Annotated in this window: 21 protein-coding genes and 1 pseudogene; 14 read left to right on the forward strand and 8 right to left on the reverse strand. The window is 71.1% G+C overall.

All coding sequences use genetic code 11. The features are described 5' to 3' along the window. The first annotated feature begins 8 nt into the window (after nt 1-8). The gene (locus OFY01_RS13515; RefSeq protein WP_266599598.1) at nt 9-512 is read left to right on the forward strand and encodes a GbsR/MarR family transcriptional regulator; all 504 of its coding nucleotides are present in this window, start codon (nt 9-11) and stop codon (nt 510-512) included. A 63-nt stretch (nt 513-575) separates the two neighbouring features. Here OFY01_RS13515 and OFY01_RS13520 read toward each other — a convergent pair whose 3' ends face one another. Then, nucleotides 576-1859 carry an adenylosuccinate synthase gene (locus OFY01_RS13520; RefSeq protein WP_266599600.1) on the reverse strand — a complete coding sequence of 428 codons (1284 nt, stop codon included), beginning with the start codon at nt 1857-1859 and terminating at the stop codon, nt 576-578. A gap of 241 nt (nt 1860-2100) precedes the next feature. On the opposite strand from OFY01_RS13520, the gene OFY01_RS13525 reads away from it, so the two are divergent. After that, a complete protein-coding gene (locus tag OFY01_RS13525) occupies nt 2101-2931 on the forward strand; it encodes a diacylglycerol kinase catalytic domain-containing protein (protein ID WP_266599677.1) in 831 nt (276 codons plus the stop codon). Between the two features lie 14 nt (nt 2932-2945). Here OFY01_RS13525 and OFY01_RS13530 read toward each other — a convergent pair whose 3' ends face one another. The 5 genes from OFY01_RS13530 to OFY01_RS13550 form a co-directional block, all read right to left on the reverse strand. Continuing rightward, on the reverse strand, nt 2946-7265 hold the full coding sequence (locus OFY01_RS13530) for an nSTAND1 domain-containing NTPase (RefSeq protein ID WP_266599602.1): 4320 nt from the start codon (nt 7263-7265) through the stop codon (nt 2946-2948). A 50-nt stretch (nt 7266-7315) separates the two neighbouring features. After that, nucleotides 7316-7684, reverse strand: coding sequence for a CU044_2847 family protein (locus tag OFY01_RS13535; RefSeq protein ID WP_266599604.1), 369 nt, complete (start codon nt 7682-7684; stop codon nt 7316-7318). A gap of 23 nt (nt 7685-7707) precedes the next feature. After that, entirely contained in the window at nt 7708-8346 is a 639-nt protein-coding gene (locus OFY01_RS13540) for a hypothetical protein (protein WP_266599606.1), read from the reverse strand. 115 nt (nt 8347-8461) lie between these two features. Continuing rightward, nucleotides 8462-8758 (reverse strand): DUF397 domain-containing protein, encoded by a 297-nt coding sequence (locus OFY01_RS13545; protein WP_266599608.1) that lies wholly within the window; start codon nt 8756-8758, stop codon nt 8462-8464. Further along, nucleotides 8755-9594, reverse strand: coding sequence for a helix-turn-helix domain-containing protein (locus tag OFY01_RS13550; protein WP_266599679.1), 840 nt, complete (start codon nt 9592-9594; stop codon nt 8755-8757). The genes OFY01_RS13545 and OFY01_RS13550 overlap by 4 nt, the downstream gene beginning before the upstream one ends. A gap of 115 nt (nt 9595-9709) precedes the next feature. On the opposite strand from OFY01_RS13550, the gene OFY01_RS13555 reads away from it, so the two are divergent. Beyond that, the gene (locus OFY01_RS13555; protein WP_266599610.1) at nt 9710-10114 is read left to right on the forward strand and encodes a hypothetical protein; all 405 of its coding nucleotides are present in this window, start codon (nt 9710-9712) and stop codon (nt 10112-10114) included. A gap of 15 nt (nt 10115-10129) precedes the next feature. After that, nucleotides 10130-10612 (forward strand): annotated as a pseudogene (locus OFY01_RS13560) (S1 RNA-binding domain-containing protein); the annotation flags it as partial. 81 nt (nt 10613-10693) lie between these two features. Here the strand turns inward: OFY01_RS13560 and OFY01_RS13565 are convergent. Further along, complete coding sequence (locus tag OFY01_RS13565) at nt 10694-11626, reverse strand: ornithine cyclodeaminase family protein (protein WP_266599612.1); 933 nt, start codon at nt 11624-11626, stop codon at nt 10694-10696. A gap of 144 nt (nt 11627-11770) precedes the next feature. Here OFY01_RS13565 and OFY01_RS13570 point away from each other — a divergent pair, with 144 nt between their 5' ends. From OFY01_RS13570 to OFY01_RS13590, 5 genes are all read left to right on the forward strand, one after another. Beyond that, a complete protein-coding gene (locus tag OFY01_RS13570) occupies nt 11771-12580 on the forward strand; it encodes a DUF4389 domain-containing protein (protein WP_266599614.1) in 810 nt (269 codons plus the stop codon). Between the two features lie 85 nt (nt 12581-12665). Beyond that, nucleotides 12666-13466, forward strand: a complete 801-nt coding sequence (locus OFY01_RS13575) for a VTC domain-containing protein (RefSeq protein WP_266599616.1) — start codon at nt 12666-12668, stop codon at nt 13464-13466. Nucleotides 13467-13610: 144 nt separating this feature from the next. Further along, entirely contained in the window at nt 13611-14966 is a 1356-nt protein-coding gene (locus OFY01_RS13580) for an aspartate aminotransferase family protein (RefSeq protein WP_266599618.1), read from the forward strand. A 148-nt stretch (nt 14967-15114) separates the two neighbouring features. Continuing rightward, on the forward strand, nt 15115-15804 hold the full coding sequence (locus OFY01_RS13585) for a GntR family transcriptional regulator (protein ID WP_266599620.1): 690 nt from the start codon (nt 15115-15117) through the stop codon (nt 15802-15804). Nucleotides 15805-15884: 80 nt separating this feature from the next. Beyond that, nucleotides 15885-16535, forward strand: coding sequence for a hypothetical protein (locus OFY01_RS13590; RefSeq protein WP_266599622.1), 651 nt, complete (start codon nt 15885-15887; stop codon nt 16533-16535). Between the two features lie 16 nt (nt 16536-16551). Here OFY01_RS13590 and OFY01_RS13595 read toward each other — a convergent pair whose 3' ends face one another. After that, nucleotides 16552-17319 (reverse strand): SLATT domain-containing protein, encoded by a 768-nt coding sequence (locus tag OFY01_RS13595; protein ID WP_266599624.1) that lies wholly within the window; start codon nt 17317-17319, stop codon nt 16552-16554. A 245-nt stretch (nt 17320-17564) separates the two neighbouring features. Here OFY01_RS13595 and OFY01_RS13600 point away from each other — a divergent pair, with 245 nt between their 5' ends. From OFY01_RS13600 to OFY01_RS13620, 5 genes are all read left to right on the forward strand, one after another. Next, nucleotides 17565-17909, forward strand: coding sequence for a YbaB/EbfC family nucleoid-associated protein (locus OFY01_RS13600; RefSeq protein ID WP_266599626.1), 345 nt, complete (start codon nt 17565-17567; stop codon nt 17907-17909). A 76-nt stretch (nt 17910-17985) separates the two neighbouring features. Continuing rightward, nucleotides 17986-18585 carry a recombination mediator RecR gene (gene recR / locus OFY01_RS13605; RefSeq protein WP_266599628.1) on the forward strand — a complete coding sequence of 200 codons (600 nt, stop codon included), beginning with the start codon at nt 17986-17988 and terminating at the stop codon, nt 18583-18585. Continuing rightward, entirely contained in the window at nt 18578-19237 is a 660-nt protein-coding gene (locus tag OFY01_RS13610; RefSeq protein ID WP_266599630.1) for a DUF5063 domain-containing protein, read from the forward strand. Before recR ends, OFY01_RS13610 begins: the two co-directional genes overlap by 8 nt. A gap of 342 nt (nt 19238-19579) precedes the next feature. Next, the gene (locus tag OFY01_RS13615; RefSeq protein WP_266599632.1) at nt 19580-20857 is read left to right on the forward strand and encodes an aspartate kinase; all 1278 of its coding nucleotides are present in this window, start codon (nt 19580-19582) and stop codon (nt 20855-20857) included. Beyond that, nucleotides 20857-21936: an aspartate-semialdehyde dehydrogenase gene (locus OFY01_RS13620; protein ID WP_266599634.1), complete on the forward strand. Its 1080-nt coding sequence runs from the start codon at nt 20857-20859 to the stop codon at nt 21934-21936. Before OFY01_RS13615 ends, OFY01_RS13620 begins: the two co-directional genes overlap by 1 nt. Nucleotides 21937-22356: the final 420 nt, after the last annotated feature.

Genomic DNA, 22356 nt, shown 5'->3' on the forward strand with positions numbered 1-22356 from the left:
TCATGGGCATGGAGGACGTAGGCAACGAGGACGCAGGCACCACAGGTACGGAGAACGGTTCCCGGTTCATCGAGCGGTTCGCCGGGCAGCTGGTCGAGGCGGGGATGCCCCGGATGCCGTCCCGCATCTTCGCGGCGCTGCTCGCCAGTGACGACGGGACGCTCACCGCGGCCGAACTGGGCGAGCGGCTCCAGGTCAGCCCGGCCGCGGTCTCCGGCGGTGTGCGCTACCTCGTGCAGCAGCACATGGTCACCCGCGAGCGCGAGCCCGGCACCCGGCGCGACCTCTTCCGGGTCCACAGCAACCAGTGGTACGAGGCCCTCACCAGCCGGGACGCCGTCATCCGGCGCTGGCAGGACGCGCTGCGGGAAGGCGTCGACAGCCTCGGCGCCGACACCCCGGCGGGCCGGCGCCTCGGCGAGACCCTGGCGTTCTTCGAGTTCATGGAGAGCGAACTGGGCGGCCTGCTCGACCGCTGGCGGGAACACCGCAAGACGCTGGGCCTGGGCTGAACGGCGGCGAGCCCCGGTCCGCGGGTGGCGGACCGGGGCTCACCGGCTCACTGCTCGGTACGGCTACAGGAACGAGTTGATCTCGATCGTCTCGTCCCGGCCGGGGCCGACACCGATCGCCGAGATCGGCGCGCCCGACATCTCCTCAAGGGCCTTCACGTACGCCTGCGCGTTCTTCGGCAGGTCGGCGAAGGTCTTCGCCTTGGTGATGTCCTCGGACCAGCCCGGCAGCATCTCGTACACCGGCTTCGCGTGGTGGAAGTCGGTCTGCGAGTACGGCAGCTCCTCGACGCGCTTGCCGTCGATCTCGTACGCGACACAGACCGGGATCTGCTCCCAGCCGGTCAGCACGTCGAGCTTGGTGAGGAAGAAGTCCGTCAGGCCGTTGACGCGGGTCGCGTACCGGGCGATGACCGCGTCGAACCAGCCGCAGCGCCGGTCGCGGCCCGTGGTCACGCCGCGCTCGCCGCCGATGCGGCGCAGGTCCTCGCCGTCCTGGTCGAACAGCTCGGTCGGGAACGGGCCCGCGCCGACACGCGTCGTGTACGCCTTCAGGATGCCGATGACGCGGTTGATCTTCGTCGGGCCGACACCGGCGCCCGTGCAGGCGCCGCCCGCGGTCGGGTTGGAGGAGGTGACGAAGGGGTACGTGCCGTGGTCGATGTCGAGCAGCGTGCCCTGGCCGCCCTCGAAGAGGACGACCTTGCCGTCGTCGAGCGCGTTGTTGAGGATCAGCGTGGTGTCGGCGACGTAGCCCTTGATCTGGTCCGCGTAGCCGAGCAGCTCCTCGACGACCTGGTTCGCCTCGATGGCGCGGCGGTTGTAGAGCTTGGTGAGCAGCTGGTTCTTGACCTCCAGGGCCGCCTCGACCTTCTGCTGGAGGATCGACTCGTCGTAGAGGTCCTGCACGCGGATGCCGACGCGGTTGATCTTGTCCGCGTACGTCGGCCCGATGCCGCGCCCGGTGGTCCCGATCTTGCGCTTGCCGAGGAAACGCTCCGTCACCTTGTCGACGGTCACGTTGTACGGCGTGATGATGTGCGCGTTGCCGCTGATCATCAGCTTGGACGTGTCGACGCCGCGCTCGTTCAGACCGCTCAGCTCGGAGAGCAGGACCGACGGGTCGACGACGACGCCGTTGCCGATGACCGGCGTGCAGTCCGGGGAGAGGATCCCGGAAGGGAGGAGGTGCAGCGCGTACTTCTGGTCGCCTACGACGACCGTGTGACCGGCGTTGTTGCCGCCCTGGTAACGCACCACGTAGTCCACGGAGCCACCGAGCAGGTCGGTGGCCTTTCCCTTGCCTTCGTCACCCCACTGAGCACCGAGCAGCACAAGTGCGGGCACAGGCGTACACCCCTTCCGGGCGGGGCATGTCCAAGGTCAGGGGCGCGGCCGCCGTGCGACGGTGGTGCCCTGGTGAGCCTCGGGGTGCCCCGGAATAGACGAAGCCCCTGGCGCAATAGCGCAAGGGGCTCTTGCACAAAGATGCTACCCGAGGAAGTGAGGCAAGGCCGAGGTGGCGCCATTGGATCGTCCGGACCGGTCGGCTGAGCGTGTGGGCGACGGGCTGTCGCGGCAGCTCCTGATGATCGTGGACCCCGCCGCGCGGCGTGCGGACGGCGAGTCGGTACGGATCGCGAAGGACGTGCTGTGCGCGGGCGCCACCGTCCGGCTCTGCCTGCCGGACGGCCCGGAGGAATGGGCGAAAGCGCTGGCCAAGCGGGGGGAGCGGCGCCCCGTGGTGGTCGGCGACGACCGAGCGCTGCTGAGGGTCGTCTCGCTCCTGCACCGCGAGCGTGACCTGGCCGGATCGGTGCTCTCCATGGTTCCGGTGGGCGGCGCGGTCTCGCTGGCCCGTTCGCTCGGCGTGCCCACGGGCGCGGTGGCGGCGGCGCGTGCGGTGCTCGACGGGGCGGAGCGCCGCATGGACCTGCTGGTCGACGACAGCGACGGGGTGGTCCTCGGCGGCCTCACGATTCCGCCGCTGCGGGACGGGCGGGGTGCCGCACGCCCCGCCTCCCCGCCTGCGCACCCGTGGCTGAGCACCTGCCGCTCGCTCGTCCGTGGCTTCACGGCCCGCCCGGCGCGCGCCGCCGCCCCGGACGACGCGGCACCGACCCGGCTGAGGGTGGAGGCGGACGGCGTCACCCTGGCCGACCTCGACCACCCGGTCGCCGGCGTCTCCGTGGGCCCGGCCGCCCGTACCGGCTACGCCCGCGTCGAGGTGCACCCGGCCCTGACGGCCCCCGGCACGGCCCCGCCCCCTTCCCCGCTCCACGCCGATGCCCGCACGGTCACGGTGACCGGCGCGGACTTCCGCTACCGCGCGGACGCGGTGGTCACGGGCCCGGTGCGGCGCCGCACGTGGGCGGTGCGGGCGGGGGCGTGGGGGCTGGCGTTGCCGCCCCGGCCGTGAGGGGCACAGCGGATTCACCGGCCGCAGGGGTGCTCGGGCAGTGTGCCGGGCAGGCCGCCTCGCTCGCCGGGGGTGAGATCGCGGCCGAGTTGACCGCACAGGGCGCGCTTCCACCGGGCGGGGTCGAGCCGGAGCAGCGTCGACCGGCCGCCGTTCTCCGAGACCACCAGCAGTGCCGTGCCACCCCTGGCGGTCGCGACGAAGTCGAGCGAATCCCCGGATTCGCTCGAGGGACGCCCGAAGTCGTACCAGTCGCGGTATGCGGGGTCGTCCGCCTTGTAGAAGCGAATGGCCATGTCGTTCGCCAGAAAGAATCCGGTCTTCCCGAAGCCGCCCGCCGCCCATGTGCCTGGCGTCGTCAACGGCCCGAACGGCCCGGCGGTCCGCCTCGCCGGTCGCCCCGGCGGCGCGGACCACAGCTCCACCATCCCTCCCACCGTCATCACGGCGATGTAGTTCTGGTTCCTCAGGAACACCGCCGCTTCGAGGTCGCGGTTGAGGCGTATGCGAAGGCGCTTGTTCTCCTTGCCGGTGCGCGGGTCGACGGCGTGGATGGCGGGATCTCCGGCGACGGTGACCGCCACATAACCGTGCTCCCGGTGCCGACCGACCGCGTACGAGGGGTCGCTCACGGACGTCAGCCGCAGGCGGGACAGGTCGACGGGCCGGTACAGCCGTTTGCCCGTCCGCGCGTCCCACACCTCCATCTGTGTGCCCGAGGCCGTGACGATCTGGTCGTCGTCGAGGAACGTGAAGGAGAGCGAGTCCGCTGCGTTCTTCTTGCCTTTGGGCGGCTTCCGCGTGGTGAACGCGGCCACGCGACGCAGCGAGGGCAGAGCACGCACCGTGACGACGTTCCCTTTCGCGACGTCCGCCACGAGCGTTTCCGCCGGGTTGACCTCGAGTTGCGATGTGTCGCTGCCCTCCGTGACGGCCCCGGCCTTCGCCGAGGCGAGCGTCCGCTGGTCGCCTTCGGTCTGCGCGACGTTCAGCGTTTCGCTTCGCTTGCCCGTGCGGAGAACCATCTTGGTCCCGTGGTCGAAGAGGACCGGGCTGGTCGAGGCTTGGGGCCCCTCCTGATCCATCTGCCACGCGGTCACCGCGACGGAACCCGGCACGACCAAGACGGGATCCGATGCCCCGAGCAGCGGAAGCTGAGGGGCGTCGGTCACAAGGCTGTTGGTCGAAGGGGAGGGGGCGAGGAAGCGCTGGGCCTTTCCGCCGTGCCGGATGTCGAGCAGTACCCAGTCGGAGTCGTCCGCGTCATACAGCGCGGCGCGCGTGCCCGACGCGTCGACGGCGACCGAGCCACAGTTGCCCTTGTCCGTGTACGTGCGGAGCACGGCGCCGTCCGACACGCGGACTGCGCGGTAGTGCGCGCTCCAGTCGTCGCTCCCGTGATCGGTCTCTCGGCACGCGACCACCAGACTGCCGTCGGTCGACACGGTGGCGTTCGCGGCCGAGCCCGTGTACGGGGCCAGCGTGCGCATCCTGCCGGTCCGGACGTCGACCGCCACCACAGAGGGCGTGGGATGCGCGGTGCTCCCGGTGTCCCGCGTGGCCACGATCGTGTTCGCGTCCGGGCCGAACCAGACGTCCGTGAGCCCCCGGACCCGTTCAGGCAGAGTCCGTACCCGCCCCGTCGCCAGATCCCATACCTTCGGCGGCTTCTTCGTGTCCGCAGCCGGGACGCTGACGAGCCGATGCCCGTTCGAGGAGAGCGCCATGACCTTCGTGTCGAGATCCTGGACGCCCGCGGACACGTCCTTGAGTGCGGCACTGAGCTGGTGCCATGCTCCCACGAGCTTCTTCCCGGAGGGCGTGACCTTGGACCAGAACACCTTCCAGTCGCTGTCGCGCAGATACGCGATCGTGCTGCCGTCCGCGCTGATCACGGGCGCCTCCGCGTTGCCGCCGAGCCTGAGCTGTTCGAGCCGGACCCGGCCCCCGGCCGAACGCACGAACAGGGTGGCGCGGCCCCGGTCCGACGTCACCAGGGTCACCCTGCCGTCCCCGCTCATGGCGGTGTGCGCGATCTCGCCCTGCGCCCCGGACAGCGTCCACGCAGCGCCCCGCAGTGCCATGTAGCGGCGCAACAGGGCGCTGCGGGCCTCCTTCGTGGGGGCGATCTCGTACGCGTCGATCGCGGCCAGCGCGGCCTGGACGGGGTTGCTTTCCGCCAAGGTGTCCGACTGGACGGCCACCGCCCGGGAGCGCCCTTCGGCCGCCCGCTGCACGCGGGCCCGCGACTGCTGGGTGAGGAAGACGCTGAGCCCGGCGACCAGGACCAGCGCCATCACGCCCGCCGTCCAGGTGGCGCGCCTGCCGTTGCGGCGCAGTCGGTCGCGGCGTCGGGCGAGGGCGAGGAAGTGACGTTCCTCGGACGTCAGTTCCGGCTCGCGGTCGCGCAGCCGCCTGTCCAGCAGCGCGAGGTGGAGGGCCTGGGGGAGGAGCTGCGGTGACTTGTCCTGCGTTTTCCAGCGGTCGAGGTCGTGTGCCAGCTCCGCGCGGCCCGCGAGGAACTCCGCGTCGGCCCGCACCTGTTCGGCGAGTGTCGGCCAGACGCTGATCAGCGCCTCGTGTGCGAGTTCGACACTCTGCGTCCGCTCCTCATCCCCGTGCAGCACGAGCAGGCGGCGGTCGGCGAGGGCCGTCGCGATCCGCCAGCGCGTCTCACCGGCCTCCTCCCGGGTGAGCAGGCGTCTGAGCGGTACCGTGCTGCCCGGCAGGACACGTACGAGGCCGGTCAGCAACTGGAGCGCCTCGGCCCGGGTCTTGTCGCCCGGTTCCCTCTCGACGCACGCCGTCCACGCGTGCTCGGCGTGCAGCCTCAACGCGCCGGAGACGCCCTGAAGGTCGTCGTACGCCGTGGAGCGCAGCCGCCCGCCGGTCATGTCCTTCCAGAGTTCGTGCAGCACGAAGCCGAGCAGCGGAAGGGCTCCCGGTTCGGCGCCCGCGTCGGCGAGGATGCGCTGGTCGAGGCCGGGGTCGTACTCCACGCCCGGAACGCGCGCGACCGGCCCGGTGATCACTTCGAAGAGCTGGTCCTCCGCCATGGGAGTGAGGGGGACCGTCAGGCCGCGTTTGAGGGCGGAGCCGAGAACGGGGTGGTTCAGGGCCGTGTTCATGAAGTCGGCCCGCAGGGTGACCAGGACCCGCAGGCCGCTCCGGCTCCGCTCGGGAAACAGCAGGTCGGCGGTGTCGCGCGTCACGTCCTCGGGGCGGTCGAGCAGGGCTTCGGCCTGGTCGAGTACGACGAGGACCCGCTCGGCCGCCGTTCCCAGTGCGCGGTGCACGGTGTCCGCGAGCCCCAACTCGGCCAGCCACCCATCCACTTGGGCCGCGTTGTCGGCGCGAGGCGCGCCGTACCGCCCCGACCGCGCGACCTCGAACAGCTCGGTGGCGAGAGCCGTCCGTACGGATGCGGAGTGCACGGCGTTCACCCGGAGCACCAGATAGCCCTCCCGGCGCAGCGCAGGCACCACGCCGGCCCGCGCGAGCGACGACTTTCCGCAGCCGGACGGGCCGTAGAGGGTGACGGTGGACCGGTCGCCGTGCAGCGCGTCGACCACCCGGTCGACGTCGGCGTTCCGGCCGAAGAACACGTCCGCGTCGTCCTCCTGGTACGTGGACAGGCTGCGGAACGGGTTCGTGGGAGTCACCAGCCGGGCGAGGCCGGGCACGTCCGCCAGCAGGGTGCGCACCGGCAGCACGAATGCCTGCTGGGCCTCGCGTACAGGCTGCGCCGCGACCATCATCCCGACAGCGGAGCCGAGTTCACTGTCCCAGACCGGGCTGCCGCTGAATCCTCCCTGGACGTACACGGACTCGCCGTCGTCCCGCGCGAGCTGTATCCACCCCTGACCGGTGGGGCCACGGAACCTGCCGCTGTGCCATATGCCGTCCGGGTTGTCGTCGGTGAAGCCGACAGCGCGGGACTCATGGCCCCAGAATCCGCGTGGAGTGTCGGCCATGGTCAGCGGCCGGGCCCCCGCGACGGGGTTCCGCGTCCGCAGTACCGCGACGTCCCCGGTCTGATCCGGCCTGATCGGTACCCAGTGCTCGACCTCGGCCTCGTGGTCACCCGCCGCGACGCCGTCCCCGCTGCCCGCCAACGGCAGGTCGATCGTGACGGCGGTGCCGGGCCCGACCGGGTCCTCCCGGCGCAGACGCAGCGCGTCCGAGACTACGTGGGCGCAGGTGACCACCAGATCGGGGGCGACCAGAAAGCCCGCGCCGCCGATGGTTCCGTCCGGCCCCTTGACCCGTACGGTCGCCGCGACCAGGGACGGTTCCGCCTCCCCGGTGTCCCGACCGTGCGTCACTGTCACCATGGACTCCGCTCCCCCGCGACCCCGTATGCGTGTCCGTGCCCGTGTCGGCCTCAGTCCGTATTCTGCGCGTCGGCCTCACCCGCATCACGGCTGTTCCAAGCCAGAGTCACGGAGAAGTTCGCCGCTGTCGCCGTGCTGGCTATCACCACGTCGGCTCCCGCGGACAGGGACACCCCGAACTGCAGCGTGATCTCGTCCGGCGCGTTCGCGAGTCCCTTGAACCGCCCCACGAAGCTCTCGGCCACAGGGCGGACCGTGTCGAGCATCTGCCCGAGCGACCGTTCGGCCCTCGCCACGGAGCGGCCGCCCCGCCCCACCCGGACCAGGGCCTCGTCCACCTCCCGGATCTGGACGCGAACGGATTCGTCGCTTCCGTCGCCCAGGGGAACCTCGACTGTGTGGATGAACCGGTCGGTCATAACGCTCCTGTCATGAGGGCGAGTCAGGCGAGTCGGTCAGGCGCGCACGCCGGGCAGCGGGGCGTGCGCCGCAGGAACATGTGGAGCGCGCTGTCGAGTCGGCTGTCCAGCTCTTTCCGGGTCTCCTCGCCCGCGATCGGAACGTCGTCCGGGGTGAGGGCGTAGGGGAGGGACACGGTGAACAGCAGCTGCGTCAGCGCCAGGACATCCCGGTCGAAAGGTGCCCGCCGGGCGACGGGCAGGCGCTGGAACCACTCCCAGGCGACGCCGTGCAGCCCGGTGTCCGTGTGCAGGAACGCGGAGCGCAGGAGGTCGGGGGCCGTACGGGCCGTCGCCCGCGTCACCGGGTGTTCGCGCACCATGCGCGCCGCGCGCACGATCACCCGGATCGAGAAGCAGGCGTCGGTCGGGTTGTCGGAGAAGTCGGCCAGCTCGGAGGCGACGGAGAGCAGCCGCCGCAACTCGTTCGCGACCGCGTCGTGATGGAGACGGGCGCGGTCGGGCCAGTTGCGGCGCAGGAACTGGCGGTCGGTGCCCGCGCGTTCGGCGACCTGGACGCGGGGCACCCTGCGCGGCCCGTACTCCGCCATGACCTGGAGCACCGCGCGGTGGACGGCCGTCAGCGCGGGAGGGTTCTGGATGTGCCGGGTCTTCTCGGTCATCCGGGCTGCTTCCCTCTGCGTACGTGTGCGATCCGACGGGGAAGGGGTGCCCGGTCGGAGAAGTGTCGCAGTTTTACGTAGAACTGCGACACTTCTTGGGGATGGGGGTCTGGTCCTAGCGAGGGTCGCCGCCGGTCTCCGCGACGAACGCCGCCCACGCGCCCGCCGACACGGCGAGCCCCGGCAGCGCGACGTCCTTGGAGTCGCGTACGTGAACGGTCGCGGCGGCCCCACCCGCCCCGCCCGCCTCCGCGCCGTGACAGGCGCAGGCGGCGACCTCGACGCAGTTGCCGCCGCTGTCGTTGCTGTACGACGACTTGCGCCAGGCGTAGGCGACTTCGAGGCACGCGCCGCCGCTGTCATTGCTGTAGCTCGACTTGAACCACCGAAGGGTGCGGGTGTCGTTGCTCATGGGTTCTTCTCTCCTGCCAACCGCTCGATGAGGCTCAGCGAGTCGTCGGGACTCAGGGCTTGTGAGCGGATCTTCGCATAGCGGTGGGCGAGTTGGGACGCCTTGGTGGGATTGCTGACCAGGATGCTCTCGTCCTCGATCTCCATGTAGACGACGTGCTGGTGCTCCTTGGTCTCCACCAGGGTCATGTCGCCGCGCACGCCCGCGTGTGTGCCGCGCAAACCTCGGTTGAGCGGCATCACTTGGACGCTCACATTGTGCCGCTGCGCGTCCTCGGCGAGCGAGCGCAGCTGCCCCTGGTGCGTCTCCCAGCTGCCGAACGGCCTCCGCAGCACGGACTCGTCGACGATCATCTCGATCAGCGCGGTCGGCTCGCGGTCGAAGAGCTTCCTGCGCGCCGTTCGGGCTACGACCAGCTCCTCGACCTTGGAGTCGGACAGCTTCGGGAAGCCGCCCCCGATCAGGTCGCGCGCGTACTCGGACGTCTGGAACAGCCCGTTGAACACGTACGTCTCGTACGCGGACCAGGTCACCACCTTCGCCTCCATCCCGGCGAAGTTCCGGAACTGGCGCGGGTACTTCTCCAGGAGCATGTACTCGCGCGCCTTCTCGAAGAGGCCGAGGTCCCCGCCGAGCACCTCCTCCAGCTTCACGAGCATCTCGTCGCTCGCGGGCTGCGCGCACGTCTCGACCGCGCTGACGGCGGCGGCCGTGTACCCGATGCGCTTCGCCAACTGCTCCTGCGACCAGCCCTTTTGCAGGCGCATCGCCTTCACCATGTCGCCGACGAAGCGCGTCACCCCGCCCGCTTCTTCTTTGTTCTCGGCCCGCGCCATTGCGGTCACCCCCGCTCTCAACTGATCTCAACCGGTCGGAGTCGCCACTCAACCGTGCTCGACCGATGACACAGAGTCATGGACGACGGTATCCGGTCGACGGTTTCCTGAAACCATGAATACGGAAAGTGACGTCATGTCCGGCTGGATTCCCCGCTCCGGATTCCAACTCCGCAAGGCAGGCGTCCAGTTCGACGCCGTGCGCGTGGACGGGGACCGGGGCCGCGAGGTGGCGGACCTCCTCGCCTCGATGACGGACGGTGACCCGGGTCCTGTGGTGCAGCAGGCGAACGGGGCGCGGCCCGTGTACTTCCTGGTGCCGGTCGGCAGCACGGCGTTCAAGTACTGGCCACCGGGCGTCACGCCGCTCGCGGCGGGCCCGAACCTGGTCGCGTACGTGCCCGTGCCGGCGCGCGGTGGCGCGACCTGGCCGCTGAGCTGGCGCCACGAACCGTACGACGAAGCCCACCTCGTCCACGCCCAACTGCTCTGCGCGGCGCTCCAGTCGATGCCCGGGTGAGAGACCGGGGGCATGATGGGCGGTCCGTCCGAGAACCCGGAACTCTGGGCGTTTCTGGAATCACTGCGCTGCGGCGAGATCCTGTCCGGCACCGTCGTGGCGATCGAACCGTTCGGGGTGTTCGTGGCGTTGGACGACGGACCCGACCACCCGGTCTTCCCCGGCGTCGGGTTCATCGCGCCTCCCGAACTGCCCTGGCTGCCCTTCGAGACGGCATCCGACGTCGTGCGGGTCGGACAGCGCGTCTCGGCCGAGTTCCTCCAGTTCGACACGGGGAACCTGGAGGCCAGACTGTCCTTGCGGGCGACGCGGCCTGACCCCTTCCAGGCATTCGCCGACCGCACCGCCTTGGGACAGACACTGCGCGGACGGGTCACCAAACTGGTCCCGTTCGGCGCCTTCGTCCGGGTCACCGACGGGATCGAGGGCCTGGTCCACCTGCGCGACCTCGCATCGAGGCCAGTGGCAGATCCGTCGGAGGTGGTCCAGGCCGGTGACGAGGTCACGGTCGTCGTCAGCGAGATCGACCGGGAGCGCCGCAGGCTGGCCCTGTCCCGACTTCTGGCTCAAGCAGACGGCTCATCCGGCCACCGTCGACCCCTCCGGTCGACCGAGTACCGCATCATGCAGCGCGGCCGCGACGGCGACCTCGGTCCCGGCCAGGCCGACGGAGCAGAAGACCGTGATGTCCTCGGGGCTCGTGCGGCCCGGCTCGGCCCCGGCCAGGACGGCGCCGAGCGCCACCATCCGGTCGGCCGGGAGGACGTGGGGCTCGCTGTAGCTGTTGGCCTGGGCGAGGGAGTCGGTGAGGAGCACGTCGGCCCGGTCGCCGAGCGCCGCGGGCACCTCGTGGCGCGAGAGCGTCTTCGGTCCGAGCGTCGTCACGTGTGTGCCCGGGGCGATCCAGTCGGCCTCCAGGACAGGCGTGGCGCTGTGCGTGGCGGTGACGACGACGTCGTGGTCGCGTACGGCCTGCTCCGGCTCCCGTACGGCCCGCGCCCTGACCCCCAGCTCCTCGGCCGCGCGCCGCGCGAACGTCTGCGCGCGCTCCGGCCTGCGGGCCGCCACCGTCACCTCCGCCACCTGCCGTACGGCACCGATGGCCCACAACTGCGTCCACGCCTGCGCCCCGGCCCCGACGAGCCCGAGCCGTATCGGGCCGGGCCGCGCGGCCGCGTCGACCGCCACCGCGCCGATCGCTCCGGTGCGCCGGGCGCCCAGCTCGTCGCCGTGCACCACGGCCCGCAGCCGCCCGTCGTCGCTGCCCCAGACCGCGACCAGTTGTTCCGCGCCGACGGCGGTGTCATAGGCCCGGAAGCCGAACAGCCCCTCCGCGCGCAGCCGTCCGGCCGTGAACACCAGATGGCCGTCGCCGAGGTCGGCGCGGACTCGCGCGGGCGCGTCGAGACCGCCCTCGTGCGCCGCCAGGAGCGCGCCCCGCACGGCGCGGACGGCGGTGGGGGCGTCGAGGCGGGCGCGCACCTCGTCGTCGTCGAGCAGCAGTACGGGCATGAGCGCACGTCCTTCGCGTAGGGAGCGGGTTCGACCGCTCAACTCTGCCCGATCACTCGTTCGGGTCCTTGTGGGGGCGTGGGCCGTGCCACCCGCACAGCATGGAGGGGTCAGGCCGACGGATCCGTACGCTGGGAGTTCTCGATGGCGGCACAGTGGGAGTCCAGGGGGCCCCTCGGCCCGGTGGAGGGCGGCGAGTGGCTGCCGGTTCTGGACGTCCCGGCGGCCGGGCGCCAGCGGCGCTGGACCATCCTGTTGCGGTGGCTGCTGCTGGTGCCGCAGTTCGTGGTGGTCGTCCTGCTGTCGATCGCCGCGTTCCTCGTGACCGTGGCGGGTTGGTTCGCCGCGCTGGTCCTGGGGCGGCTGCCCGACGGGATCTTCTCGTTCCTCGGCTCGGTCCTCGCCTACGAGACCCGGGTCAACGCGAGCGCGGCGCTCCTGGTCGACCGCTACCCGCCGTTCTCGTTCTACGCGCCGGACCACCCCGTGCGGATCGAGCTGCGGGCGACGCCGCTGAACCGCCTCGCGGTGCTCTTCCGCCTCATCCTCATGATCCCCGCGGCGGTCGTCAACAGCCTGCTGCAGTCCGGGTGGTTCGCCGTGAGCTGGGTCTTCTGGCTGATCGGGATCGTGCTCGGCCGGCTCCCCGATCCGGTGTTCGCCGCCACGGCCGCGGTCGTCCGCTACGAGATGCGTTTCAACGCGTACGTGTCGATGCTGACGCCCGCCTACCCCAAGCGGCTCTTCGGCGACGAGCCCGCCCCGCCGGGCGCGGCCCGCTCCGGCACGCACCCGCTGCGCCTGAGCACGGGAGCCACGGTCCTCGTCATCCTCTTCCTGCTGCTGGGCCTGGCCGGTCATGTCGTCAACGGCACGGAGAACTACGGGACCGACCACGACCACGACCACCACCACGACAACAACGCCGAGTTCATGGAAGTTCACTTCCGGTAGCCGGAAGCTCGGGAACAATGGGGCGCACCCGCTCGTCCAACCCGTAGTACGACGAAGACCGCTGCCCCCTTGCCGAGGAGACCGTGTGACCCCCGCCGTACGCGCCATCGGGCGCGCCGCGCTCGCCGCCCGCCCCCTCTCGCTCGACGACCTCAACGGGCGCGCCGCACTCCTGGCCCGCCGCGGCCACAGCTACCTCGTGCCCGTCGAGGTGTTCCAGGACTTCGCGGCGCTGTTGACCGACCCGCGGCGCTCCTGCGGCCCGTTCCGGGCGCTGTCCGTGAACGGGCGGCGCTGGTTCGCGTACAGGTCCGCGTACTACGACACCGCCGACCTGCGCAGTTACCACGACCACCGGCGTGGCGACCGGCTCCGCTTCAAGGTCCGCGAGCGGCTGTACCGGGACACCGGGGAGCGCCAGTTCGAGATCAAGCTCAGCAACCGGCACGGTGAGACCGTCAAGCACCGCCGCCGCCTCACCGGCGACGACCGCGCGCTCGACGCGCGCCAGCTCGGGTTCCTGGCGGGCGTGCTCGGCGGCTCGTACGGCATCGAGGCCCCGGCCGGGCTCGAACCGTCCCTGGTCACCGACTACCAGCGGGCCACGTTCGTCGCGGACGGGCAGCGGGTGACCTGCGACGCGGGCCTCGTGGTCACCGAGGCAGGGAGCGGGCGCTCGGTGCGGGCGGACGGCGGGCTCGTCCTGGTCGAGACGAAGGCCGGGGGGCCGCTGAGCGAGGCGGACCAGGTGCTGCGCCGGTTCGGCGTACGGGCGGCCGAGTTCTCGAAGTACTGCGGCGGGTTCGCGGCCCTGCGGCCCGAGCTGGGCGTCGACCGCTGGGCGCGCACGGTACGGCTGGCCTTTCCCGGGCCCCGGACGTGCTGACCCGACCCGACCCGACCCGATCTCAACCGACCCGACCCGACCCGACTCGGCCGGGCCCGACCCGACAGACTGTCGTGTTCCCCGCCGCCGCGCAGACAGGACGCCGATGGTCCGTCCACGCTGTGGACATCTACCCTCGGCCCCATGACCCCTCAGCCGAATCCCCAGGTCGGCGCCGCCGTCAAGGCCGCGGACCGCGCGCACGTTTTCCACTCCTGGTCCGCACAGGAGCTGATCGACCCGCTCGCCGTCGCCGGCGCCGAAGGCTCGTACTTCTGGGACTACGACGGCAACCGCTACCTCGACTTCACCTCAGGTCTCGTCTACACCAACATCGGCTACCAGCACCCGAAGGTCGTCGCCGCGATCCAGGAGCAGGCGGCGACGATGACGACGTTCGCGCCCGCGTTCGCCGTCGAGGCGCGCTCGGAGGCCGCACGCCTCATCGCCGAGCGCACCCCGGGCGAGCTCGACAAGATCTTCTTCACCAACGCCGGAGCGGACGCCGTCGAGCACGCCCTGCGGATGGCCCGGCTTCACACGGGACGCCCGAAGGTGCTGGCCGCGTACCGCTCGTACCACGGCGGCACCGAGCAGGCCATCAACGTCACCGGTGACCCGCGCCGCTGGGCCAACGACAGCGCGTCGGCGGGGGTTGTCCACTTCTGGGCGCCGTTCCTGTACCGCTCTCGTTTCTATGCCGAGACGGAGGAGCAGGAGTGCGCGCGTGCCCTTGAGCACCTGGAGACGACGATCCGGTTCGAGGGTCCTTCGACCGTCGCGGCGATCATCCTGGAGACCGTGCCGGGCACCGCGGGCATCATGCTGCCGCCCGCCGGTTACCTCGCCGGGGTGCGCGGGCTGTGCGACAAGTACGGCATCGTCTTCGTGCTCGACGAGGTCATGGCGGGCTTCGGCCGCACCGGCAAGTGGTTCGCCGCGGACCTGTACGACGTGACGCCCGACCTGATGACCTTCGCCAAGGGCGTGAACTCCGGGTACGTGCCGCTGGGCGGCGTCGCGATCTCCCCGGCGATCGCCGAGACGTTCGCCAAGCGCCCGTACCCCGGTGGCCTCACCTACTCCGGTCACCCGCTGGCCTGTGCCGCCGCCGTCGCCACGATCAGGGTGATGGAGGAGGAGGGCATCGTCGACCACGCGGCGAGGCTCGGCGCGCAGGTCGTCGCCCCGGCCCTGCGCGAGCTGGCCGAGCGGCACCCGTCGGTGGGCGAGGTGCGCGGCGTGGGCATGTTCTGGGCCCTCGAACTCGTACGGGACCGCGAGACACGCGAGCCGCTGGTGCCGTACGCCGCCGCCGGTGCGGCGAACGCGCCGATGGCCGCGTTCGGCGCCGCCGCCAAGGCGAACGGCCTGTGGCCGTTCATCAACATGAACCGCACGCACGTGGTCCCGGCCCTGAACATCACGGAGGGCGAGCTGAAGGAGGGCCTGGCGGCCCTCGACCGGGCGCTGGAGGCCGCGGACGAGCACGTGGCGTAGCGGCCAGGCCCAGGGGCGCGGGGGGCCGCGCGAGGGCGGGGGACGGCCCGCACCCGGCGACGAGACGCCCCTGGGCAGGCGGGTCCCCGCCCCGGCACGCGTAACCTTGGCGGCGCCGAACGACCCGCCCCCCCCGGAAAGGGAAAACGTGCCAGCCGGACCCGACGGCCCAGCCGTCACCCGCTCGACCCTGCGTCAGCAGATCGCGGACGCGCTGCGCGACGAGATCCTCGGGGGCCGCCTGAGCCCCGGCCAGGAGTTCACGGTCAAGGAGATCGCCGAGGGCTACGGGGTGTCGGCCACGCCCGTCCGCGAGGCCCTGGTCGACCTGACCGCGCAGGGCCTGCTCGACTCCGCGCAGCACCGCGGCTTCCGCGTCCACGAGTTCTCGCTCGCCGACCACCGGGCCATGCTGGAGGCCCGCCGCCTCGTCGCCGACGGCATCTTCCGGGGCCTGGCGGCCGACCCGGAACGCGGCCGCGATCTCACCGCGGACGACCTGGCCGGTGTCCGCAGGCGCGGCGAGGAGGCGTCCCGCGCGGCCTCCGCCGGCGACCTGAACATCCTCATCGGCTACGACCTGCGTTTCTGGCGCGAGCTGTCCGCGCTGTTCGGCAACGCGTACCTTTCGGACTTCTTCCACCGGCTGCGCGTACAGAGCTGGATGTACGCGGTTCCGCACCTGCGCGCCGCGGGCGATCTGCGGGGCCGCCTGTGGTCGGGCCACTGCGAGCTGGTCGACGCGTTGTCGCGGCGCGACGCCGAGGCGGCGCACGCGATCATCGCGGCGTACAACGTGGCCTCGCTCGCGCTGATCGAGAGCCTGGCGGGGGAGTAGGCGTGCCGGGGTCCGGGAACTACCCTGACGACCCGACCACCACCCCCCGACGCCACCCCCGACGATCCCGAGGAGCCCCCTTGGCCTGTGACCTGTGGCTCGTTCCCCTCGTCGACGTGCTGTGCCACAGCCCCGACAACCCTTTCTCCGAGGAACTCGCGCTGTACGACAAGGCGTTGCACGAGGCGGGACTGCCATCGGTGCCGGTGTACTCGTACATGCCGGGGCTCTCCGGTGACGTGGCGCCGGTCGCGGGGTTCGACTACGACGCGCTGCACTTTCTGCGCCGCGCGTACCTGTTGCAGCTGTGCGGCCTCGAGGTGACGCCGGTCGACGAGCTGGGCGGCGACTACGAGCAGCTCCTGGAGATGTTCGAGCCGACGGCCCAGGCGTCGCACCTGGTGTGGCACTACGACCACGCGGGCGCGTACGTCCCGGTGGACTTCCCGCACCCGCTCTCCAACGAGGAACTCCTTGAGGGCGGCGGGCCGCTGGGGTCGTCGCACGCGTTGTTGCGGGAGCTGGAGTACGTGGCCGAGGCGATCGGCCTCGACCCGGCCAACCCGCCGCTGCCCCCGGCGCCGCCGGCGGCGCCGACGGAGCTGGAGGAACCGGCGGCACCGGCTCCCGCGGACGACGGGCCGTTCGCGCGGGAGCGGCACGTGTGGTTGGGCCTGCACCAGGCCGCCACGCGCAGCCTGGCCCAGGGCTCGATGATCATCTTCAGCTGACCGCCGCCTTGCCCGCCTACCGCGGTTCCGGGGGCCGCTGGCGCGGCATGTTGGGGCGGGCCGCACCGGGCGGCAGGGGGAAACGGCCCTGCGGGGCCGCTTCCGTCGCCCTGCCCGCGGCGCCCGCCACCCCGGCCGACTGCAGGCCGAGCGGCGCGGGGCCGGAGCGGAACTCCACCATCCAGTCCGCCGTCTCGGCCCGCACCAGCTCCGTCACGTCGTCCGTGAATCTCCGCAGCACCCCGAGGCACCGCTCGGCCGCCTCGCTCGCGGTGCCCTCGGCCGGCCCGAGTACCTCTCGTACGCTCTCCGACGCCCAGTCGAACTGCAGCACCTGCAACCGCCGCTGCACGGCCTGCGCCGTGGCGACGTCCCTTATCCACCCGGAGGTCAGCCCGAAGTAGCGGTCGGCGCCCGCGCACCCCACCGCCACGAGGAGCGCCAGATAGCCCCAGGGGGCCAGGCCCCGGCCCCCTGCGCCCGCGACCCCCGTCAGGTCGAGCAGCGGCAGCAGCCCCCCGCACAGGGCCCCCAGCGCCGCCCCGGCCCGCAGCGCCCGCGCGGCCCGCCGCTTCCACACCCGGTCGGCGAGGTACCACGCGGCGGTGCGCAGGGCGCCCTGCTCGACCCACCGGTACAGCTCGTCGAGACGCTCGGCGGGCTCGGCCCAGTCGCCGAGCGGAAAGGTCCGTCCGGCCAGGTCACGGGCGCCGTGGCCGCCGTTCTTGCCCGCGCCGGCCCGGTCCGGGGGCGGTCCATCGGGCTGCATCTCCGGCTGACTCACCCGGCACTCCCTCGACTGACGGCGGCGGCTTGTTACGGCTGGGGCTGAATGTGCAGCATCTTCTTACCGCCCAATGGGTGGCCAAGTTCCCGTTTTCGCGAGTTTTCCGCTCAGAAGTGGGGCTTGATCAGGTATAGGAGAGCTGCCTTTCTCACCCGAAAGAGTGCAGTGCGAGGTGCCGGGGCGGGTGTGCCCGGGACCACGTAGGCTCGTTTCACAGCCGTATTTCCCGTAAGGAGCTGATCGTGATCCCCGGTGGTGGCCAGCCCAACATGCAGCAGCTGCTCCAGCAGGCCCAGAAGATGCAGCAGGACCTCGCGCAGGCCCAGGAGGAGCTGGCGCGCACCGAGGTCGACGGGCAGGCGGGCGGCGGCCTGGTGAAGGCCACCGTGTCCGGCTCCGGCGAGCTGCGCGGCCTCGTCATCGACCCGAAGGCGGTCGACCCGGACGACACGGAGACCCTCGCCGACCTCGTCGTCGCGGCGGTCCAGGCGGCCAACGAGAACGCGCAGACCCTCCAGCAGCAGAAGCTCGGCCCGCTCGCCCAGGGCCTGGGCGGCGGCAGCGGCATCCCGGGGCTCCCCTTCTAGCCACCGCCGCGGCTACCGTACGAATCACGACAACGCGACAACGCGACAACGCGACAAGAGGAAGGTGCGGAGATCCGTGTACGAAGGCGTGGTCCAGGACCTCATCGACGAACTGGGCAGGCTGCCCGGCGTCGGTCCCAAGAGCGCGCAGCGGATCGCCTTCCACGTGCTGCAGGCCGAACCCACCGACGTACGGCGCCTCGCGCAGGCGCTGATGGAGGTCAAGGCGAAGGTCCGCTTCTGCGCCACGTGCGGCAACGTGGCGCAGGAGGAACTCTGCGGCATCTGCCGTGACCAGCGCCGCGACCCGGCGGTCATCTGCGTCGTCGAGGAGCCCAAGGACGTCGTCGCGATCGAACGCACCCGCGAGTTCCGGGGCCGCTACCACGTCCTGGGCGGCGCGATCAGCCCCATCGAGGGTGTCGGACCCGACGACCTGCGTATACGAGAACTTCTCGCGCGGTTGGCCGACGGTACGGTCACGGAGCTGATCCTGGCCACCGACCCCAACCTGGAGGGCGAGGCCACGGCGACGTACCTGGCCCGCATGATCAAACCCATGGGCCTGAAGGTCACCCGCCTGGCCAGCGGCCTCCCCGTCGGGGGCGACCTGGAGTACGCGGACGAGGTCACACTCGGCCGTGCCTTCGAGGGGAGACGACTCCTAGATGTCTGACGCCACGCTGCACGCGACCACGCAGGACCCCGACAGCTTCGCGGTCCAGATCTCCGACCAGATCGAATCGTTCATCGTCGCGGTGACCGAGGTCGCCAAGGGCGACGAGCCCGATTCGGCCGTTCCGTTCCTGCTCCTGGAGGTGTCCCAGCTGCTGCTCGCGGGCGGGCGGCTCGGGGCGCACGAGGACATCGTCCCGGACGAGCGGTACGAGCCGGATCTCGGCCCCGAGCCGGACGTCGACGAGCTGCGCGAACGCCTCGCCAAGATGCTCGAACCGGTCGACGTCTACTCGGAGGTCTTCGACCCGTACGAGCCGCGCAAGGCGCCGGTCGCCGCGCGGATCTCGGACGACCTCGCGGACGTCATCACGGACCTGCGGCACGGCATGGCCCACTACCGGGCGGGCCGTGTCACCGAGGCGCTGTGGTGGTGGCAGTTCTCGTACTTCTCGAACTGGGGCTCCACCGCCTCGGCGACCCTGCGCGCCCTCCAGTCCCTGGTGGCCCACGTCCGCCTCGACCAGCCGTTGCAGGACCTGGACGGCCTGGACACGGACGAGGACCTGGCGGCGGGCGAGGGAAGCCTGGAGGAGGAGGCCGGCAAGGTCATGGCGGAGGAGATCGCGGGCCCGTTGGGCCTGCGGCCCTGAAGCGGCGCGGGGAACTGCGCGACGAGCCACGGCGGGGCCGCCCCCGACCCGCGAGCGCGCGGCCTCCCACGGTGCGCAGGCGCACGACACGCGTCGGCGCAAAACAGTCGACCCCGACCCGAAAACATGTGACCCGCCCCACTTTCCGGGTTGCCCCCGGCAAGGACGGGCATGCGACGAACCGGGTGGCCGGAACTCCGCTTCATCAACCCGGCGACCGGATCATGAGCGGGACATCTCACGATCCGGGACGACCGGGGCGGATTTCGGCCGCTCGCTAAACTGAGCCGACCGCAGTACACGCGTACGTGCGGTGACAGACGGACTGAGCGAGGAGCGCACGTGGGCCTTGTCGTGCAGAAGTACGGAGGCTCCTCCGTTGCCGATGCCGAGGGCATCAAGCGGGTCGCCAAGCGGATCGTCGACACCAAGAAGAACGGCAACCAGGTGGTTGTCGTGGTGTCCGCGATGGGCGACACGACGGATGAGTTGATCGATCTCGCCGAGCAGGTATCTCCGCTGCCTGCCGGGCGCGAATTCGACATGCTGCTGACCGCCGGAGAGCGGATCTCCATGGCCCTGCTGGCCATGGCGATCAAAAAGCTGGGCCACGAGGCCCAGTCGTTCACGGGCAGTCAGGCCGGCGTCATCACCGACTCGGTCCACAACAAAGCCCGGATCATCGACGTCACGCCGGGCCGTATCCAGCAGTCCCTGGACGGCGGCAACATCGCGATCGTCGCCGGGTTCCAGGGCGTCTCGCAGGACAAGAAGGACATCACCACGCTCGGCCGTGGCGGGTCCGACACGACCGCGGTCGCCCTCGCCGCCGCGCTCGACGCCGAGGTCTGCGAGATCTACACGGACGTCGACGGCGTGTTCACCGCCGACCCGCGGGTCGTGAAGAAGGCCAGGAAGATCGACTGGATCTCCTTCGAGGACATGCTGGAGCTCGCCAGCTCCGGTTCCAAGGTGCTGCTCCACCGCTGTGTGGAGTACGCGCGCCGCTACAACATCCCGATCCACGTGCGGTCCTCCTTCAGCGGGCTGCAGGGCACGTGGGTCAGCAGCACACCGATCAAGCAAGGGGACAAGCCCGTGGAGCAGGCGCTCATCTCCGGTGTCGCACACGACACCTCAGAGGCGAAGGTCACCGTCGTCGGTGTCCCGGACAAGCCGGGCGAGGCCGCTCGTATCTTCCGCGCCATCGCGGACGCCGAGATCAACATCGACATGGTCGTGCAGAACGTCTCGGCCGCGTCGACCGGCCTGACGGACATCTCCTTCACGCTGCCCAAGACCGAGGGCCGCAAGGCCATGGAGGCCCTGGAGAAGCAGAAGGCCCTCGTCGGCTTCGACTCGCTGCGCTACGACGACCAGATCGCCAAGATCTCCCTCGTCGGCGCCGGTATGAAGACCAACCCGGGCGTGACCGCGGGCTTCTTCGAGGCGCTCAGCGGCGCGGGCGTGAACATCGAGCTGATCTCGACGTCCGAGATCCGCATCTCGGTCGTGACGCGCGCCGACGACGTCAAGGAGGCCGTGCGCGCGGTGCACACCGAGTTCGGTCTGGACTCGGAGAGCGACGAGGCCGTGGTCTACGGAGGCACCGGCCGCTGATGGCCGACGCCTCAGCGGCAGCCGGGCGGCGCCCGACGCTCGCGGTCGTGGGAGCGACCGGGAGCGTCGGCGCCGTCCTGTTGCAGATCCTCTCCCAGCACGCGGACATCTGGGGCGAGATCCGGCTCGTCGCCTCCGCCCGCTCGGCCGGGCGCAAGCTCGCCGTGCGCGGCGAGGAGGTCGAGGTCGTGGCCCTGGAGGAGTCCGTCTTCGACGGGGTCGACGTCGCCATGTTCGACGTGCCCGACGACGTGGCCGCCCAGTGGGCGCCGGTCGCCGCCGCCAAGGGCGCGGTCGTCGTCGACAACTCGGCGGCCTTCCGCATGGACCCGGACGTGCCGCTGGTCGTCCCCGAGGTCAATCCGCACGCCGCGCGCGTGCGCCCGCGCGGCATCGTCGCCACGCCCAACTGCACCACGCTCTCGATGATCGTGGCGGTCGGCGCGCTGCACGCCGAGTACGGGGTACGTGAGCTGGTCGTCTCCTCGTACCAGGCGGTGAGCGGGGCCGGGCGCTCCGGCGTGGAGACGCTGCGCGCGCAGCTGTCGCTCGTCGCCGGTACGGAGCTCGGCACGAACCCCGGGGACGTGCGCCGCGTCGTCGGTGACGCGACGGGCCCCTTCCCCGAGCCGGTGGCGCTCAACGTGGTGCCGTGGGTGGGGACGCCGCGCGAGGACGGCTGGTCGTCGGAGGAGATGAAGGTGCGGGACGAGTCCCGCAAGATCCTCGGCCTGCCCGATCTGCCGGTCGCGGTGACGTGCGTACGCGTTCCCGTGGTGACCGCGCACTCGGTGACCGTGCACGCCCGGTTCCAGCGGGAGGTCACGGTGGGGCGGGCGCGCGAGATCCTGGCGACCGCGCCCGGTGTCGTGCTGTTCGACAACCCGGAGGCCGGGGAGTTCCCGACGCCCGCCGACGTGGTGGGCACCGATCCGACGTGGGTGGGGCGCGTGCGGCGTTCGCTCGACGATCCGACGGGGATGGAGTTGTTCGTGTGCGGGGACAACCTACGCAAGGGCGCGGCGCTCAACACGGCGCAGATCGCGGAGCTGTTGGCGGGGGAGTTCACCGGTTCCTGAGCGGTTCACGTCTGTCGACTCCTGAGCGGTTCACGACTGTCGACGTGGCGCTGTTCACGACTGTCGACGTGGCGCTGTTCACACTGGCCGCAGTGTTTGGTCGGCCTTTGTGTGTTTTCTGTGAGTCTCCGCGTGGCGTCCGCGTTGCAATTTGGTCTAGACCACTTGCGTCCGTGGGGGTTCGCGTTCGAAGATTTCCCACCGCCTCGCAACCGCGGGCGGCCCGGGGGGCGTCTGTGTGGTCACTCTTCGGAGGGGTTGGCTCACATAGGGCAATTGGGGCATAGGGGAAGAGTAGGTACGCATGTCGGCATGGATCGCGACGGCATCGGTGACGATGACCCAGCCCGTCGCAAAAGGTGCGCCTGACGCGTACAACCCTGACGGGGGGAAGCGTGTCCAACAGACGTGGCAGCAGAG

Source organism: Streptomyces beihaiensis (assembly GCF_026274175.1).
Classification (GTDB): domain Bacteria; phylum Actinomycetota; class Actinomycetes; order Streptomycetales; family Streptomycetaceae; genus Streptomyces; species Streptomyces beihaiensis.

Excerpts from the sequence above, each read along its gene's own strand:
- OFY01_RS13515 (WP_266599598.1), top strand. The coding sequence starts at position 9 with ATGGAGGACGTAGGCAACGAGGACGCAGGCACCACAGGTACGGAGAAC.
- OFY01_RS13525 (WP_266599677.1), top strand. The coding sequence starts at position 2,101 with ATGATCGTGGACCCCGCCGCGCGGCGTGCGGACGGCGAGTCGGTACGG.
- OFY01_RS13530 (WP_266599602.1), bottom strand. The coding sequence starts at position 7,265 with ATGGTGACAGTGACGCACGGTCGGGACACCGGGGAGGCGGAACCGTCC.
- OFY01_RS13535 (WP_266599604.1), bottom strand. The coding sequence starts at position 7,684 with ATGACCGACCGGTTCATCCACACAGTCGAGGTTCCCCTGGGCGACGGA.
- OFY01_RS13540 (WP_266599606.1), bottom strand. The coding sequence starts at position 8,346 with ATGACCGAGAAGACCCGGCACATCCAGAACCCTCCCGCGCTGACGGCC.
- OFY01_RS13545 (WP_266599608.1), bottom strand. The coding sequence starts at position 8,758 with ATGAGCAACGACACCCGCACCCTTCGGTGGTTCAAGTCGAGCTACAGC.
- OFY01_RS13550 (WP_266599679.1), bottom strand. The coding sequence starts at position 9,594 with ATGGCGCGGGCCGAGAACAAAGAAGAAGCGGGCGGGGTGACGCGCTTC.
- OFY01_RS13555 (WP_266599610.1), top strand. The coding sequence starts at position 9,710 with ATGAATACGGAAAGTGACGTCATGTCCGGCTGGATTCCCCGCTCCGGA.
- OFY01_RS13565 (WP_266599612.1), bottom strand. The coding sequence starts at position 11,626 with ATGCCCGTACTGCTGCTCGACGACGACGAGGTGCGCGCCCGCCTCGAC.
- OFY01_RS13570 (WP_266599614.1), top strand. The coding sequence starts at position 11,771 with ATGGCGGCACAGTGGGAGTCCAGGGGGCCCCTCGGCCCGGTGGAGGGC.
- OFY01_RS13580 (WP_266599618.1), top strand. The coding sequence starts at position 13,611 with ATGACCCCTCAGCCGAATCCCCAGGTCGGCGCCGCCGTCAAGGCCGCG.
- OFY01_RS13610 (WP_266599630.1), top strand. The coding sequence starts at position 18,578 with ATGTCTGACGCCACGCTGCACGCGACCACGCAGGACCCCGACAGCTTC.
- OFY01_RS13620 (WP_266599634.1), top strand. The coding sequence starts at position 20,857 with ATGGCCGACGCCTCAGCGGCAGCCGGGCGGCGCCCGACGCTCGCGGTC.